Raw genomic sequence first — 14,536 nt, 5'->3', positions numbered from 1 at the left:
TAAGGAACGACTATGGGGGACGTGAGCAACGAGCCGTCGATGGAGGATATTCTCTCCTCTATCAAACGCATCATCGCCGAAGAGGGCGATGCTGCGGCCGCAAATCGTCCGCGTCGTCCGGCGCGTGCGGCTGCGCCCGCTGCGGCTTCCTCCGATGACGACGAGATTCTTGAGCTGAACGAACCTGCGCCCAGCGAGGCGATCCGGCCCGAGCCGCGTCGCGCGCCGCAGCCGATCCAGCGTGAAACCCCGCGGGTCGACCTGCGCGACGTAGCTCCAGAAGCCGTGCCGCAGCCGGCCCCTGCCGATTCGATCCTGTCGCAAACTACTGCCGAGGCAACCCGTGGCCCGCTCGAGGCGCTTTCGCGCATGGTGGTGAAGCCTGAGGCTGCTCCGGCCGCGCTGCCGGTCGGCGAAACCTCGCTGGAAGGCATGGTGCGCGAGATGATCCGCCCGATGCTGCGCGACTGGCTCGACGCCAATCTGCCGCGCATGGTCGAGGAAATGGTTCAGCGCGAGATTTCGCGGATCGCTGCCGGGCGGGACTGACTTGCCTAACGTGTGTCGCCCGTTAGAGGGCGGGGCATGAGCGAACTTCCAAAGACCTTCGACCCCGCCGAGATCGAGCAGCGCTGGTACGCGCATTGGGAAAGCAACGGGCTGTTCCGGCCTGAGCGTCCGGGCGCGCAGCCCTGGACCATCGTCAACCCGCCGCCGAACGTGACGGGTTCGCTGCACATCGGCCATGCGCTCGATAATACGCTGCAGGACATTCTGGTCCGCCATGCGCGGCTAAAGGGCATGGACGCGCGCTGGGTGGTTGGCATGGACCATGCCGGCATCGCGACGCAGATGGTGGTCGAGCGGCAGCTCAACGCGCGCCAGCAGAAGCGCACCGACTTCACCCGCGAGGAGTTCATCGCGAAGGTGTGGGAGTGGAAGGCGGAGAGCGGCGGCGCGATCACCGGCCAGCTGCGTCGTCTTGGCTGTTCGATGGACTGGTCCGACGAACGCTTCACGATGGACGAGGGCTTTTCGAAGGCCGTGCTCAAGGTGTTTGTGGAGCTGCACAAGCAGGGGCTGCTCTACCGTGACAAGCGGCTGGTGAACTGGGACCCGGGCCTTGGCACTGCGATCAGCGACCTTGAGGTCGAGACCCGCGAGGTGAACGGCAAGTTCTGGCACCTGCGCTATCCGCTGGCCGATGGCAGCGGCTTCATCCATGTCGCGACGACGCGGCCGGAGACGATGCTGGCCGATATGGCGGTCGCGGTGCATCCGACCGACGAGCGCTACGCCGCTTTGGTCGGCAAGCAGGTACGGCTGCCGATCACCGGTCGCCTGATCCCGATCGTCGCCGACGAACATGCCGATCCCGAGCTGGGTTCGGGCGCGGTCAAGATCACGCCGGGGCATGATTTCAACGACTTCGAGGTCGGCCGCCGCGCCGGGATCGAGGCGCGCGACATGCTCAACATGCTCGATGCCAAGGCGATGATTTGCCAGACCTCGGACGGGCTGATCCCGGCGGAGCTGATCGGTCTCGACCGCTTCGACGCGCGTGAGAAGGTGGTGGCGCGGCTGAAGGAGGAGGGCTTCCTCGTCCCGTGGACCGACAAGGACGGCACCGAACACGACGCCGAGCCGCGCAAGATCCAGACGCCGTTCGGCGACCGCTCGGGCGTGGTGATCGAACCGTGGCTGACCGACCAATGGTATGTCGACGCCGCCACTCTGGCGAAGCCCGCGATCGAGGCGGTGCGATCGGGTGCGACCAAGGTCGTGCCGAAGAGCTGGGAAAAGACCTATTTCAACTGGATGGAGAATATCCAGCCGTGGTGCGTGAGCCGCCAGCTGTGGTGGGGGCATCGGATTCCGGCATGGTTTGCTGAAGATGGCAGCATCTATGTGGCTGAAAACGAAGCCGAAGCGCAGGCGCAGGCAGGTGAGGGCGTTGCGCTCAAGCAGGATGAGGACGTCCTCGACACCTGGTTCTCCTCCGCGCTCTGGCCGTTCGCCACGCTGGGCTGGCCCGACGACAGCGACCCTACGCTCGGCGGGCGCTATCCCAACGACGTGCTGATTTCGGGCTTCGACATCCTGTTCTTCTGGGATGCGCGGATGATGATGCAGGGTTTGCACTTCATGAAAGAAGTGCCGTTCAAGACCTTGTATCTGCACGGACTTGTTCGCGCCGCCGATGGCGCGAAGATGTCCAAGTCCAAGGGCAATGTCGTCGATCCACTCGGCCTGATCGACCAGTACGGTGCCGACGCGTTGCGCTTCTTCATGGCGGCAATGGAGAGCCAGGGCCGCGACGTGAAGATGGATGAAAAGCGGGTCGAGGGGTATCGCAATTTCGCGACCAAGCTGTGGAACGCGGCGCGATTTGCGCAGTCGAACGGGATTCGCGCAAGCGAACATGTCGACGCTCCTCGCGCCACGCTTGCCGTGAACAAGTGGATTGTCGCGGAGACAATTTCCACGGTGCAGGCGATGGACATCGCCTTTGCCGACCATCGTTTCGACGGTGCGGCCAACACGATCTATCAGTTTACCTGGAGCCGCTTCTGCGACTGGTATCTGGAGCTGATCAAGCCGGTGCTGCAGACCGAAGGCGCGGAAGGTGCTGAGGAAACGCGTCAGGTCGCGGGTTGGGTGCTCGACCAGATCCTCGTCATGCTCCACCCGTTCATGCCGTTCATCACCGAAGAGCTGTGGTCGAAAATGGGCGACCGGCCCGATTATCCGATCATCACCGCGAAGTGGCCGATGGCGGATGCCCGCGCGCTTGATCCAGAGGCGGCGCAGGAGATTGACTGGCTGATCCGGCTGGTGAGCGAGTTGCGCGCGGCGCGGACCGAACTGAACGTGCCGCCGGGCGCGCGGCTGGCGCTGCACGTCCGCGACGCGCATGCCGACACGCTGGAGCGGCTCGGGCGTCAGAATGCGGCGCTGAGCCGTCTGGCCCGCGTCGACCGTGCCGAGGGGGAAGCCCCGGCGGGCGGTGCGCTGCAGATCGTGGTCGATGAGGCGACCTATGTCCTTCCGCTCGAAGGCGTGATCGACCTCGACGCCGAACGCGCGCGCCTGACCAAGGCGATCGCGGCGGCGGAGAAGGAGCGCGACAGCCTGAACAACCGCCTGTCCAATCCCGCCTTTGCCGAAAAGGCGAAGCCGGAAGCGGTGGAGAAGGCGCGGACGGACCATGCCGAGAAGTCGGCCGAAGCGGCGCGGTTGGGGGCTGCGCTGGGGCGGCTGGGCTAGCTGGCGCCGTGATGGCGGGGCACGGCCCGGCGTAACGGTTCCCCAGGTTTAGAATCGATTTGGCGGGGTGCAGGGCGAACTTGCACCCCGATCAACTTGCGCGCGATCTAAAATCCTAGACAAATTTCTGATGTGTGAGATACTCGGCATGTAGAGATTTGGCGGGGGGCAAATCATGCGGCAATCACATGCTTTCGGGACTTCGTTTGCTTCTATTGCTCTGACTTTGTCGGGGATGGCCGGGACGGCGCAAGCGCAGATCGCTTCGCCTATTGCCGCGGCGGAGGCGGAGGCGCAGCGCAATTACGAGATTGCGGTCGCTAAGGCCGAGGCGCAGCGCAAGTACGAGATTGCGGTGGCCGAGGCGGAGGCGGAGCGCCGAAAGGCGATTGCGTTGGCGCGCGGCGGGGGTGCACCCGGTCCGGTGGCGGCGGGTGTGCCACCCGTTGATCGCGCAATCGCTGCGCCGGTCGCCAGTCCCGTTCATGCCACTGCACCGGTTCAGCCGATGCCAGCGCAGGCCGGACCTGTCCCTGCCCCGCAAGCCGCCTCGGGCGAATGCGATGCGGCGCAACGGACCGCGGCGGGGATCGTCCGCCGTCCAAACATTTATGCCCAGAAATGCCTGAAGCTGCAGAAGTTGCGCGACTATGCGATAGCAGCCGACGGCAAATATTCGGCAGCCGGCCTCAATGCGAATTTGTCGATCGGTTCGGCGAATGACGTCGCTGAGGTCGTCGGCAGCTATTCGCTGAACAAGCGCGTGCCGTGGGGCGATGGGCCGGAGTCCTATAGTTTCACGCGCTGGCAGTTTCGTGGAGGGCTGTTGGTCCCGGTGGACAAGAGCGGCGGCACCACCGCAGCCTTTGCCGACCTGACCGAGGTCGAGGCGTTCAAGCGCGTCGGTGGACTGTTGGGCGTTGAGTGGCGCTGGGGTGGCGAGACAAAAGTCGCCGATCTGAATACCAAAGTCGCCGCGATGCTGACCAAGGCGAGGCAGGACTGCGAAGCGGCGGCAAAGGCGCGGGATGCGAGCAGCGACGGGCTGACGGAAAGCCCGGACGGCGACCTGCCGAACTGTCGCGACGCCAATCTGAACAGCTGGATGGCGAAGGATACGCCGCGCGCCAACGGCTATTGGGCGATGGTTTCCGACCATCTCTGGGGCAAGAAGCCCACGACCGAACGGTTCCTGGGCGTCGAGGGACGGATCGTTCCGTACCAGCTCAAATATCTGCCGCTTAAAGACCCCGGGTTGACCGGGGACACGCTGCTGACCGGATCGCCGTTCGACAACAATGGCGATCTCATCCAGGCCAACTTTCGCGAGTTAGACCGCGCGCGCTATTCGGTGAAGCTGTACGCGGGGGGTGTCGAAGGCGATTTGGGCTTCGGGGGATCGCTGACCTATCGCCGCATCGTCGACCAGCCGAAGGGCACCAAGGACGCAGTGCTGTGTCCACCCTCGACCGCGAACGGCGCGCTTTGCGCGGCACAGCAGATTGCGCGCCCGTATGAGAGCGAGGGATGGGTGGTCGGTGGGCGCATTGCCGGGAAGATTCAGCCCGTCCTGTTCCTTCCCGAGATGGGGATGGAAATGAAGGTCAGCTATGCCACGGATCTGAACCAGATCGGCTTCGATGCGCCATTGTATCTGCTGGCCGACAAGGAAGGCAAGGCGAGCGGGGGACTGCGTCTCGGCTGTACCGGTGATGGCACCACCCAGGCGGGCTATACGATCAAAGGTGAGTGCAAGGCATCGGTGTTTATTGGCACCAGCTTCACCCTGCGTGGGGCGCCCTGAACCCTGCGGGCGGGCGGATCATGCCTGGAATTGCACCGAAGCGGCGCGGTTGAGCGCGGTGCGCGGGGCGGATTGATTGCCTTGCGACCGCGCGGGACTTGGCCCAAAAGCTGGGCATGTCCCACTATCCCGCGCTTCGCCTTCGTCGCACCCGTAGTTCGGCATGGAGCCGGCGGCTTCATGCCGAGACGCTGCTGACGCCGGCTGACCTGATCTGGCCGCTGTTCGTGACCGAGGGGGACGGCGTTGAAGAGCCGATCGCCAGCCTGCCCGGCGTGTCGCGCTGGTCGGTCGATGGGATCGTCGCCAAGGCGCGCGAGGCGGCGGCGGCGGGGATTCCATGTCTGGCGCTGTTCCCCAATACGCCGCCGGCGCTGCGCAGTGAGGATGGCGGGGAAGCGCTTAATCCCGATAATCTGATGTGCCGCGCGATCCGGGCGATCAAGGATGCGGTGCCGGACATCGGCGTGCTGACCGATGTCGCGCTCGACCCCTATACCGCGCATGGCCATGACGGGCTGGTCGATGCGGCAGGATATGTGCTCAATGACGAGACCGCCGAGGTGCTGGTCGGGCAGGCGCTCAATCAGGCGCGCGCCGGGGCGGATGTGATCGCGCCGAGCGACATGATGGACGGGCGGGTCGGCCTGATCCGCGAGGCGCTGGAGGATGAGGGCTTCGTCAACGTCCAGATCATGGCCTATGCCGCCAAATATGCCTCGGCATTCTATGGCCCGTTCCGCGACGCGGTCGGATCGCGCGGGCTGCTCAAGGGCGACAAGAAGACCTATCAGATGGACCCGGCCAATGCCGAAGAAGCGCTGCGCGAAGTGGCGCTGGACCTCGACGAGGGCGCGGACAGCGTGATGGTGAAGCCGGGGCTGCCCTATCTCGACATCGTGCGTCGCGTGAAGGAGCGGTTCGAGGTGCCGGTGTTCGCCTATCAGGTAAGCGGTGAATATGCGATGATCGAGGCAGCGGCTGCTGCAGGCGCCGGAGATCGCAATGCGCTGGTGCTGGAGACGTTGATGGCGTTCAAGCGCGCCGGATGCAGCGGGGTGCTGTCCTACCACGCGCTTCATGCCGCGCGGTTGATGGGCGGATGATCGAGACCGAACGGCTGGTCCTGCGCCCGCCGGTCGCGGCGGACCATCCGGCGCTCTACGCGATGTGGGCCGACCCGATGGTGATGGCCGATCTGGGGCCGGTCAAGGACGATGCGGCGAGCGCAGCGACGCTGGTGCGGCATGACGGCTATCGCGCCGATGGGCTGGGGTTCCTCAGCGTCGTTCGCAAGGAGGATGGCGCGGTGCTGGGCTTTTGCGGGCTCAAGCGCGGCGATCCGCCCAACCCGATCGCCGGGCAGGTCGAGGCGGGGTGGATGCTCGGGCGAGACTATTGGCGGCGCGGTTATGCGCTGGAGGCGATGCGCGCGGTGCTCGACTGGACCTGGGCCAATCTCGACGCGCCGCACATCGTCGCGATTACCGCGGCGCGTAACGCCGCGAGCCGGGCGATGATGGAGCGGCTGGGCATGGCCTATGTCGCGGGGGGCGATTTCGATCATCACGCCTTTGCGGCGGATGACCCCTTGCGCCACATCGTGACCTACCGCATCACTCGCCCCGTCAGTACCGCGTAAGAGAGAAGGGGAGGCGATGAGCGCCGAAGCAGTCGCCGAACCACAGCCGGGCGCGCCCGGATGGCTGAAGGGCGCGAGCGGCCCGCTGTTCGTTATCACCATCCTGCTCGGCAGCTTCCTGCTGTTCCTGGTCCAGCCGATGATCGCACGGATGGCGCTGCCGCGCCTCGGCGGTGCGCCTGCCGTTTGGAACAGTGCGATGCTGATCTATCAGGCGCTGTTGCTGGGCGGCTACGCCTATGCGCACTGGCTGGGCCGGGTGCCGGTGCGGCAGCAGGCGATGATCCATCTGGGCGTGCTCGCCGTCGCGGCGCTGTGGCTGCCGATCGGGCTGATGGCGATGCAGATGCCGGCGGACGCCGAGCCGGCGGTATGGGTGCCGTGGCTGCTCGCGGCGTCGATCGGGCCGTTGTTCTTTGCGATTTCGGCGCAGGCACCGTTGTTGCAGCGCTGGTTTGCCTCGGCGTCGGGCGGGCGTGACCCTTATGCGCTCTATGCCGCGTCCAATGTCGGCAGTTTCGGCGGGTTGATCGCCTATCCGCTGCTGGTCGAGCCGGGGATGGCGCTGCACGCGCAAAGCTGGCTGTGGACCGGCGGCTATGCCCTGGTGTTCATCGCGGTCGCGGCGTGCGCGCTGCTGCTGCCGCGCAAGGCGGCGGACGAGCCGCACGTTCATGCGACCAGCGCGGCGCCGTCGAGGCGACGCGTGGCGCACTGGATCGCGCTCGCGTTCGTCCCCTCCGGCCTGATGCTCGCTACGTCGAGCTTTCTGACCACCGATATCGTCGCGGTGCCGATGCTGTGGGTGCTGCCGCTCGGCCTGTATCTGCTGAGCTTTACCATCGCGTTCGCGGCGCGGCGGGGGGTGGCGGTGACGCTGACCCGCTTTGCGCCGATCACGATCCTGTTGTTCGGCGGGCTGATGATCGCGGGGCATAATGCCAATCCCGAGCTGAACGCGCTGATGGCGCTCGCCCTGCTGTTCATGGTCGCGGTGGCGCTGCACACGCATATGTACGATCTGCGTCCTGAGCCGGATCGGCTGACCGGATTCTACCTCGCCATGTCGGTGGGCGGGGCGCTGGGCGGTGTGTTCGCGGCGCTGGTTGCGCCGTTGGTGTTCGACTGGACCTATGAATATCCGATCCTGATCCTCGCCGCCGGGTTGCTGGTGCCGCAGGAGTGGCTGCTGCCGTTCTTCCGGCGGTTATGGGGTGAGCCCGGGCAGGGGCGGCGGGTGCGTACCCTCGTGATCGCGCTGGTCGTGGCGCTGATCGTGTGGTTCGGGGTGTCGCAGGGGTCGGACATCCTTGGCCAGAAGCAGGCGGGAATCATCTACCTGACGCTCGCCGCGATCGGGCTGTTCACCGTGGGGATGCGGGTGCCGTTCATGATCGTGCTGGCGGGATCGCTGTTCCTGTTCGGCGGGTTCCGGTCGATCGCGATGAGCTGGCAGGGCGATTTGCGCACGCGCAGCTATTTCGGGGTCTATACGATCACCGATCTCGCCGATCAGAAGCGGCTGGCGCATGGAACGACGCTGCATGGAGTGCAGCTGGAGGGGACGCCCGAGCGGCTGAAGCTGCCGACCACCTATTATGTCCCAGGATCCGGCGTGGGGCAGGCGATGCAGGCCTTGCCGCCGCTGTACGGCCCCAATGCGCGGGTCGGCGTGGTGGGCCTCGGCACCGGTACGCTCGCTTGTTATGCGAAGCCCGGCCAATCGTGGCGCTTCTACGAGATCGACCCGGCGGTGGTGAGCCTCGCGCGCGGAGCGTTCCGCTTCCTTGAGCAGTGTTTGCCCGATGCAAAGGTGGTGCTGGGCGATGCGCGGGTGCGGCTGGTCGAGGAGCCGGCGCAGAGCCTCGACCTGTTGGTGCTCGACGCCTTTTCGTCCGATGCGGTGCCGATGCATCTGATGACGCTGGAGGCGTTTGCGGCTTATGACCGCGTGCTGGCGAAGGACGGGTTGCTGCTGGTCCACATCTCCAACCGCTTCCTGTCACTGGAGCCAGTGGTCGAGCGGGCGGCGGCGCTAGGTGGCTGGTCGGCGGCGCAGCTGACCTATTACCCGCCGCTGATCGAGGAGCTGAACGAGGCGGCGACGTCGGACTGGATCGCGCTATCGCGGTCGCCCGAGAAGCTGAAGCAGTTGACCGCGCGGGCGCAGGGGTGGCGGCCGGTGGAAGGGCGGCCGGGCTTTACGCCATGGACCGACGATTATGCGACGATCCTGCCGGTGCTGCGCAGCCTGAACAAAGATCTGCCCTAGCCGGCGAGCGCATCCTCGAGCGCGCGGACCTTTTCGGCCTGCTCGGCAGCGGTGCGGGACAGGCTGACTAGCGCCGAATCGAGCGCGGGATAGGGGGCGGTGCCGGCGCGAAGCCGCTCGGCGGCGGTCTCTTCCAGGCTGGTGACGATTTCGACCAGCTCGCCGCGTGCGCGGTTGAGGTCGGCGAGCGCGACCTGTGCCGCGATCCAGCTGTCGCTGCCGGGCGCTACGCCGCGCGCCACGGCGACCTTCGATTCGGTTTCCATCGCGAGCGAGCGGAAACGAGTCGCGATCTTTTCGGCGGCGGCGACCTGTTGCGTGATGCGCGAATCGAGCGTCGCATCGGGCGTGGCGACCGGATCGGGGCGCACCACCTCTCCCTCATCGCGCGATTCGATCGGCCGCGGGAGCAGCGAAGGGTAGCCGTCGCCGGTGGTGCTGCATGCACACAGCGCCAGCGGGAGCGCGAGGAGAATAGGGTGTCGCATCGCGGCGGGTGTATGCCGCGAAGAAACTCTGCGCAACGGGCTTGCGTTTCCCGAAAACCGCTTCTATCAGCGCCCCTCCACTGCGCACCCGTAGCTCAGCTGGATAGAGCATCAGACTACGAATCTGAGGGTCGGACGTTCGAATCGTTCCGGGTGCGCCATTCAAAGCCCCGCCAGGCAATAGCCCGGCGGGGCTTTGTTGCATCTGGGCCCCTGCTGACACGCTCTACCAGGCCGTCTGGATCGTTTCGGGTGGTTTCGTTGCCGCAACAAGCCGCTAACTTTCTGGCTTTGTGCGCGATTTTCATGTTATTCGGCGGCCATGGGGAAGCTGACGTTTATTTCATGCCTGATTCGCGGCCATCGCTGGACACATAGTCGTACGCGCGAGGGATACCGCACCTGCAAGCGGTGCCGGCGTCGCGAGCCTGATCCTGCTTATGGTCCGCTGCCTCCGGCTGATCACGACTGAGTCAAAAGCTGTAGGGCACCGGCGCGCGGATATCGGGGTCGATGCGAATCTCGCTCGCCGCCGGGGGAAACGCCCGCTGGTCGCAATCGCTGCGCGGGCAGATGCGGCAGCTGGAGCCGATCGGCGTTGCAAGGCCGCCCGGGCGCAGGCCGTCGGCATAGACGAACTCACCGGCGTGCGATTCTTCGCAGCCTAGCGCGACGGCGTAGCGGCGCGGAGGGCGATCGTAGCTGGCGGAGGGCTTTACCAGCCCCTTGGCCATGATCACGTAGCGCGCGCCGTCTGGCGTCTCGGCCAGTTGGGTCAGGATGCGGTCGGGGATCGCCACGGCCTCATGCACCACCCACAGCGGGCAGGCGCCGCCGAAGCGGGCGAACTCCAGCCGCGTGGCGGAATGGCGCTTGGTGATGTTCCCGGCCATGTCGACGCGGCAGAAGAAGAAGGGGATGCCCTGCGCACCGGGGCGCTGAAGCGTCGAGAGGCGGTGGCAGGCCTGTTCGAAGCTGGTGCCGAAGCGCTGGCGCAGCCGGTCGATATCGTGGCGCAGCGCGCGTGCCGATTCGCGGAATTGCGCATAGGGCATCAGCAGCGCCCCGGCGGCGTAGTTGGCGAGGCCGAGTCCGAGCAGTTCGCGCGCTTCGGGTGAGGCGAGGCCGCTGGCATCGGCAACCGCGCGCATCTCATTCGCGAATTCGAGTGCGGCGAGGCGTTGGGCGAGCAGGAAGGCACGGCTCTCGGGCGGAAGCACGCCGCTGATGATCAGCCGCCGATGTTCGGGGTCGAAGCGTGAGAGGCGCAGATCATCGTCGCGTGCCTCCTCGATCGTGATGCCATGCCAGCCGCGCAGCCGGTCCTCGATCGCCCGGGGGTGGTCGAAGCTGTCGGCCAGCGCTTCGGCCGCACGGTCGAGCGGGTCGATGTAATTCCCCTCGGCCTGATACCAGTCGCGCACCGCCTCCCACGGCAAGGCGCCGCCGCGACCGGCGCCGCTTTCGACCTTGTCATCGAGCACGTGCAGCTGCGCCTGACTGCGGCGCCAGGCATCGTGGAGTGCGACCATGCGGCGGGTGAGGGCGGGGTGTTTTTCGACCCCGCGCTGGACTGCGGCCTCGTCCAGCGTTGCGACGGGGATGCTGGTGTCGGTGGCCGCCTCGATCGCGCGGACCAGTTCGGCGGTGCTGTCGTCGCTGCCGACCTCACCCCATAAATCGGGAAATTCGCGGCTGAGCGCGATCAGCACTGGCGGGGTGAGCGGGCGCTCCTCATTCTCGATCTGCGAGAGATAGCTGACCGAAACGCCGAGCCGGGTGGCCAGCGCGGCCTGGGGCAAAGCGAGCCGCTTGCGCAGATCGCGGACGCGGTTTCCGGCGAAGAGGCGGCGGCGCTGTTCCATGGCTTCACAATATCCGCAGATATGGACAATGCAACTTTGCAACATTGCATTTGCGTGTGCGCCCGTGTCCTGTGCAGGGGTGGCCAAGGGAGTACGCCATGTCTTCGACGATCGAGGAACTCGAACGCCGCCGCGCCGCAGCCCGGCTGGGCGGGGGCCAGAAGCGGATCGACGCGCAGCACGCCAAGGGCAAGCTGACCGCGCGCGAGCGGCTTGAGGTTCTGCTCGACGAGGGATCGTTCGAAGAGCTTGATATGTATGTCGAGCATAACTGCGTCGATTTCGGGATGCCGGATCAGATCGTGCCGGGCGACGGCGTGGTCACCGGATCGGGCACGATCAACGGGCGGCTCGTGTTCGTGTTCAGCCAGGATTTCACCGTGTTCGGCGGATCGCTGTCGGAGCGGCACGCGCAGAAGATCTGCAAGATCATGGACATGGCGATGAAGGTCGGCGCGCCCGTGATCGGCCTGAACGACAGCGGCGGCGCGCGCATTCAGGAGGGCGTTGCGTCCCTCGCCGGCTATGCCGAGGTGTTCCAGCGCAACGTGCTGGCGTCAGGTGTGGTGCCGCAGATTTCGCTGATCATGGGGCCGTGCGCTGGTGGCGCGGTCTATTCTCCCGCGATGACCGACTTCATCTTCATGGTGAAGGATTCATCGTACATGTTCGTCACCGGCCCGGATGTAGTGAAGACCGTTACCAACGAGATCGTCACGCAGGAGGAACTGGGCGGAGCTGTGACGCATACCACGAAGTCGGGCGTTGCCGATGTGGCATTCGAGAATGACATCGAGGCGCTGCTGGCGGCGCGCGACTTCGTGGACTTCCTTCCCGCGAGCAATCGCGAGAGTGTGCCCGAGCGGCCGAGCAGCGACCCATGGGATCGCCTCGAGCACAGCCTCGACACGCTGATCCCGCCGAGCGCCAATCAGCCCTATGACATGCACGAGCTGATCCGGAAGACGGTCGACGAGGGCGATTTCTTCGAGGTGCAGCCGACGCATGCCGGCAACATCCTGATCGGCTTTGGCCGGATCGAGGGGCGCACCGTCGGCATCGTTGCGAACCAGCCGATGGTGCTGGCGGGCGTGCTCGACATCAATTCGAGCAAGAAAGCGGCGCGGTTCGTGCGCTTCTGCGATGCGTTCGAGATTCCGATCGTGACCTTTGTCGACGTGCCGGGCTTCCTGCCGGGCGTCGGGCAGGAGCATAGCGGCATCATCAAGCATGGCGCGAAGCTGTTGTTTGCCTATGCCGAGGCGACGGTGCCGAAGATCACGGTGATCACGCGCAAGGCCTATGGTGGTGCGTATGACGTGATGGCGTCGAAGCATCTGCGCGGGGATTTGAACTATGCCTGGCCGACCGCCGAGATCGCGGTGATGGGCGCGAAGGGCGCGGTCGAGATCATCTTTCGCGGGCGCACTCCGGAGGAGATCGCCGAGAAGACTGCGGAGTATGAAGCGCGCTTCGCCAACCCGTTCGTCGCGGCGAGCAAGGGGTTTGTGGACGAGGTGATCATGCCGCATTCCACCCGGCGGCGGATCGCGCTGGGGCTACGGAAACTGAGGAACAAGAGCCTCGAAAATCCGTGGAAGAAGCATGACAATATTCCGCTGTGAGGAATGGATCGGCTAGTCCTTTTCGGCTTTTTCACCGCGCTGATGCTTTACGCGACGTCGCGGCACGTCGCTCAGCTACGGCGCGGAGAATTGCGCGGCGATCCATGGCCGTTTCAGATCGTGACCAACCGGAAGCGTACACCCCGCCGGTTCGCGGTGTTGAAGGTCGTAGTCAACGTAGGCTTGATCGCGATGTGGGCCGGATGGCTCGTGCTCCTTCTGGCGGTGATAAGGGGACTGACATGAAATTTGATCGCCTGAATCGCCCCTGCATTGCGCTCGCCGGCGCAATTGCGCTGTTGGCGGGCTGTCAGCAGGCACCTGAGAGCGGCAACACGACCGCCCCGAAACCGTCTGCCACCCCGACACCGACCGGCGTGCGCGCCTTGCCTGAGGCGGAGCAGCTCAAGCTCGCGTTCCGCACCGCCTATGGCAAGGATGGTGCGGCGCAGGTGCAGGAGGACGATGCCGGTGTCATCAACGTGAAGCCGGGCCAGTTGTTGTGGATCGGCGACACGGCGGTGCTGCTGAGCCCCGGCGCGAACGAGTCCGACTGCCACGCCTGTTCGGGGGCGCTGGCGATCGCTTATCTGAAGCCGGAGGGAGACGGGTTTGCGGTGACGGGCAAATGGCCGACGCTGGTGCGCGGCTCTGGCTGGGGTGCGGTGCCCGAATGGCGGGTGGTCGATACGTTTACCGAGAATCCGGCGGTGTATGTCGAAAGCGGGGACACGGCGCAGGGCTATTCGTGCGGCGGGGCGTCGATCACCGAGTTGACGCCCGATGGGCCGGTCCAGTCCGAACGGGTGTGGCTGTCGAGCTCCAACGAGGGCGCGGTCGATGAGACGACCGGCAAGACCTTTGGCGGCGAACCGCTGATCCGGCTTGAGGGCAAGATCACCGATATCGTGAAGGGCAAGTCGTTCGCGGTGCAGGCGAGCGGCACGGCGACGTTCGTCGAACGCTATGAATATCGCGATGGCAAGTTCGTGCCGGTGCAGAAGGAGTCGCGGCTGTCATGTTGATCTTTGGAATGACACCATGAAACTCGGCCGCCTCAACCATATCGGCGTTGCGACGCCGTCGATCGCGGACTCGATCGCCTTCTATCGCGATGTGATGGGGGCGGAGACGATTCATGAACCCTTCGACCTGCCGGCGCAGGGGGTGAAGGTGTGCTTCGTCGATACGCCGAACACCCAGATCGAGTTGATCGAGCCGCTGGGCGCGGACTCGCCGATCCACGGGTTTCTGGCGAAGAACCCGGCGGGCGGGCAGCATCATGTGTGTTACGAGGTGCCGGATATTCACGCGGCCAAGGCGTGGTTCGAGGGCAAGGGCGCGCGCGTGCTGGGCGAGCCGCGGATCGGGGCGCATGGGACGTTGATCTTTTTCGTCCATCCGCGCGACATGGGCGGGGTGCTGACCGAGATCATGGAGAGCCCGCGTGATAGTCACTAACCGTCACCCCGGACTTGTTCCGGGGTCCACCGGGCGGCAAGCGTGGGTGTCCATGGTGAGCGATGCGCTCGCGGATGAGTGGACCCCGGCACAAGGCCGGGGTGACGATGAG

At 65.6% G+C, this 14,536-nt stretch carries 11 protein-coding genes and 1 tRNA gene; 10 read left to right on the top strand and 2 right to left on the bottom strand.

Annotated elements, in window-relative coordinates:
* The first annotated feature begins 12 nt into the window (after positions 1-12).
* The 6 genes from K9B35_RS02800 to K9B35_RS02775 all read left to right on the top strand — a co-directional run bounded on the left by K9B35_RS02800 (position 13) and on the right by K9B35_RS02775 (position 8,985).
* The gene (locus tag K9B35_RS02800) at positions 13-549 is read left to right on the top strand and encodes a DUF2497 domain-containing protein (protein WP_224920277.1); all 537 of its coding nucleotides are present in this window, start codon (positions 13-15) and stop codon (positions 547-549) included.
* A 36-nt stretch (positions 550-585) separates the two neighbouring features.
* The gene (locus K9B35_RS02795; RefSeq protein WP_224920276.1) at positions 586-3,267 is read left to right on the top strand and encodes a valine--tRNA ligase; all 2,682 of its coding nucleotides are present in this window, start codon (positions 586-588) and stop codon (positions 3,265-3,267) included.
* 235 nt (positions 3,268-3,502) lie between these two features.
* Positions 3,503-5,071: a hypothetical protein gene (locus K9B35_RS02790; protein WP_224920275.1), complete on the top strand. Its 1,569-nt coding sequence runs from the start codon at positions 3,503-3,505 to the stop codon at positions 5,069-5,071.
* A gap of 116 nt (positions 5,072-5,187) precedes the next feature.
* Positions 5,188-6,177, top strand: a complete 990-nt coding sequence (gene hemB, locus K9B35_RS02785; protein ID WP_224920274.1) for a porphobilinogen synthase — start codon at positions 5,188-5,190, stop codon at positions 6,175-6,177.
* Complete coding sequence (locus K9B35_RS02780) at positions 6,174-6,713, top strand: GNAT family N-acetyltransferase (RefSeq protein WP_224920273.1); 540 nt, start codon at positions 6,174-6,176, stop codon at positions 6,711-6,713. The genes hemB and K9B35_RS02780 overlap by 4 nt, the downstream gene beginning before the upstream one ends.
* Before the next feature lie 16 nt (positions 6,714-6,729).
* Positions 6,730-8,985 carry a fused MFS/spermidine synthase gene (locus K9B35_RS02775; RefSeq protein WP_224920272.1) on the top strand — a complete coding sequence of 752 codons (2,256 nt, stop codon included), beginning with the start codon at positions 6,730-6,732 and terminating at the stop codon, positions 8,983-8,985.
* Here the strand turns inward: K9B35_RS02775 and K9B35_RS02770 are convergent.
* Positions 8,982-9,473, bottom strand: coding sequence for a hypothetical protein (locus K9B35_RS02770; RefSeq protein ID WP_224920271.1), 492 nt, complete (start codon positions 9,471-9,473; stop codon positions 8,982-8,984). The genes K9B35_RS02775 and K9B35_RS02770 overlap by 4 nt on opposite strands.
* An 84-nt stretch (positions 9,474-9,557) precedes the next feature.
* Between K9B35_RS02770 and K9B35_RS02765 the strand changes: the two genes are divergently transcribed.
* Positions 9,558-9,634, top strand: a tRNA-Arg gene (locus tag K9B35_RS02765).
* 312 nt (positions 9,635-9,946) lie between these two features.
* Here the strand turns inward: K9B35_RS02765 and K9B35_RS02760 are convergent.
* Positions 9,947-11,338, bottom strand: coding sequence for a helix-turn-helix domain-containing protein (locus tag K9B35_RS02760; RefSeq protein ID WP_224920270.1), 1,392 nt, complete (start codon positions 11,336-11,338; stop codon positions 9,947-9,949).
* A gap of 98 nt (positions 11,339-11,436) precedes the next feature.
* On the opposite strand from K9B35_RS02760, the gene K9B35_RS02755 reads away from it, so the two are divergent.
* From K9B35_RS02755 to mce, 3 genes are all read left to right on the top strand, one after another.
* A complete protein-coding gene (locus K9B35_RS02755) occupies positions 11,437-12,963 on the top strand; it encodes an acyl-CoA carboxylase subunit beta (RefSeq protein ID WP_224920269.1) in 1,527 nt (508 codons plus the stop codon).
* Positions 12,964-13,205: 242 nt separating this feature from the next.
* On the top strand, positions 13,206-13,988 hold the full coding sequence (locus K9B35_RS02750; protein ID WP_224920268.1) for a hypothetical protein: 783 nt from the start codon (positions 13,206-13,208) through the stop codon (positions 13,986-13,988).
* A 16-nt stretch (positions 13,989-14,004) separates the two neighbouring features.
* On the top strand, positions 14,005-14,424 hold the full coding sequence (gene mce, locus K9B35_RS02745; protein WP_224920267.1) for a methylmalonyl-CoA epimerase: 420 nt from the start codon (positions 14,005-14,007) through the stop codon (positions 14,422-14,424).
* Positions 14,425-14,536: the final 112 nt, after the last annotated feature.

It is taken from the genome of Sphingomonas sp. R647, from assembly GCF_020177055.1.
Lineage (GTDB): Bacteria > Pseudomonadota > Alphaproteobacteria > Sphingomonadales > Sphingomonadaceae > Sphingomonas.
This window is presented reverse-complemented; position numbering and strand designations above follow the sequence as displayed.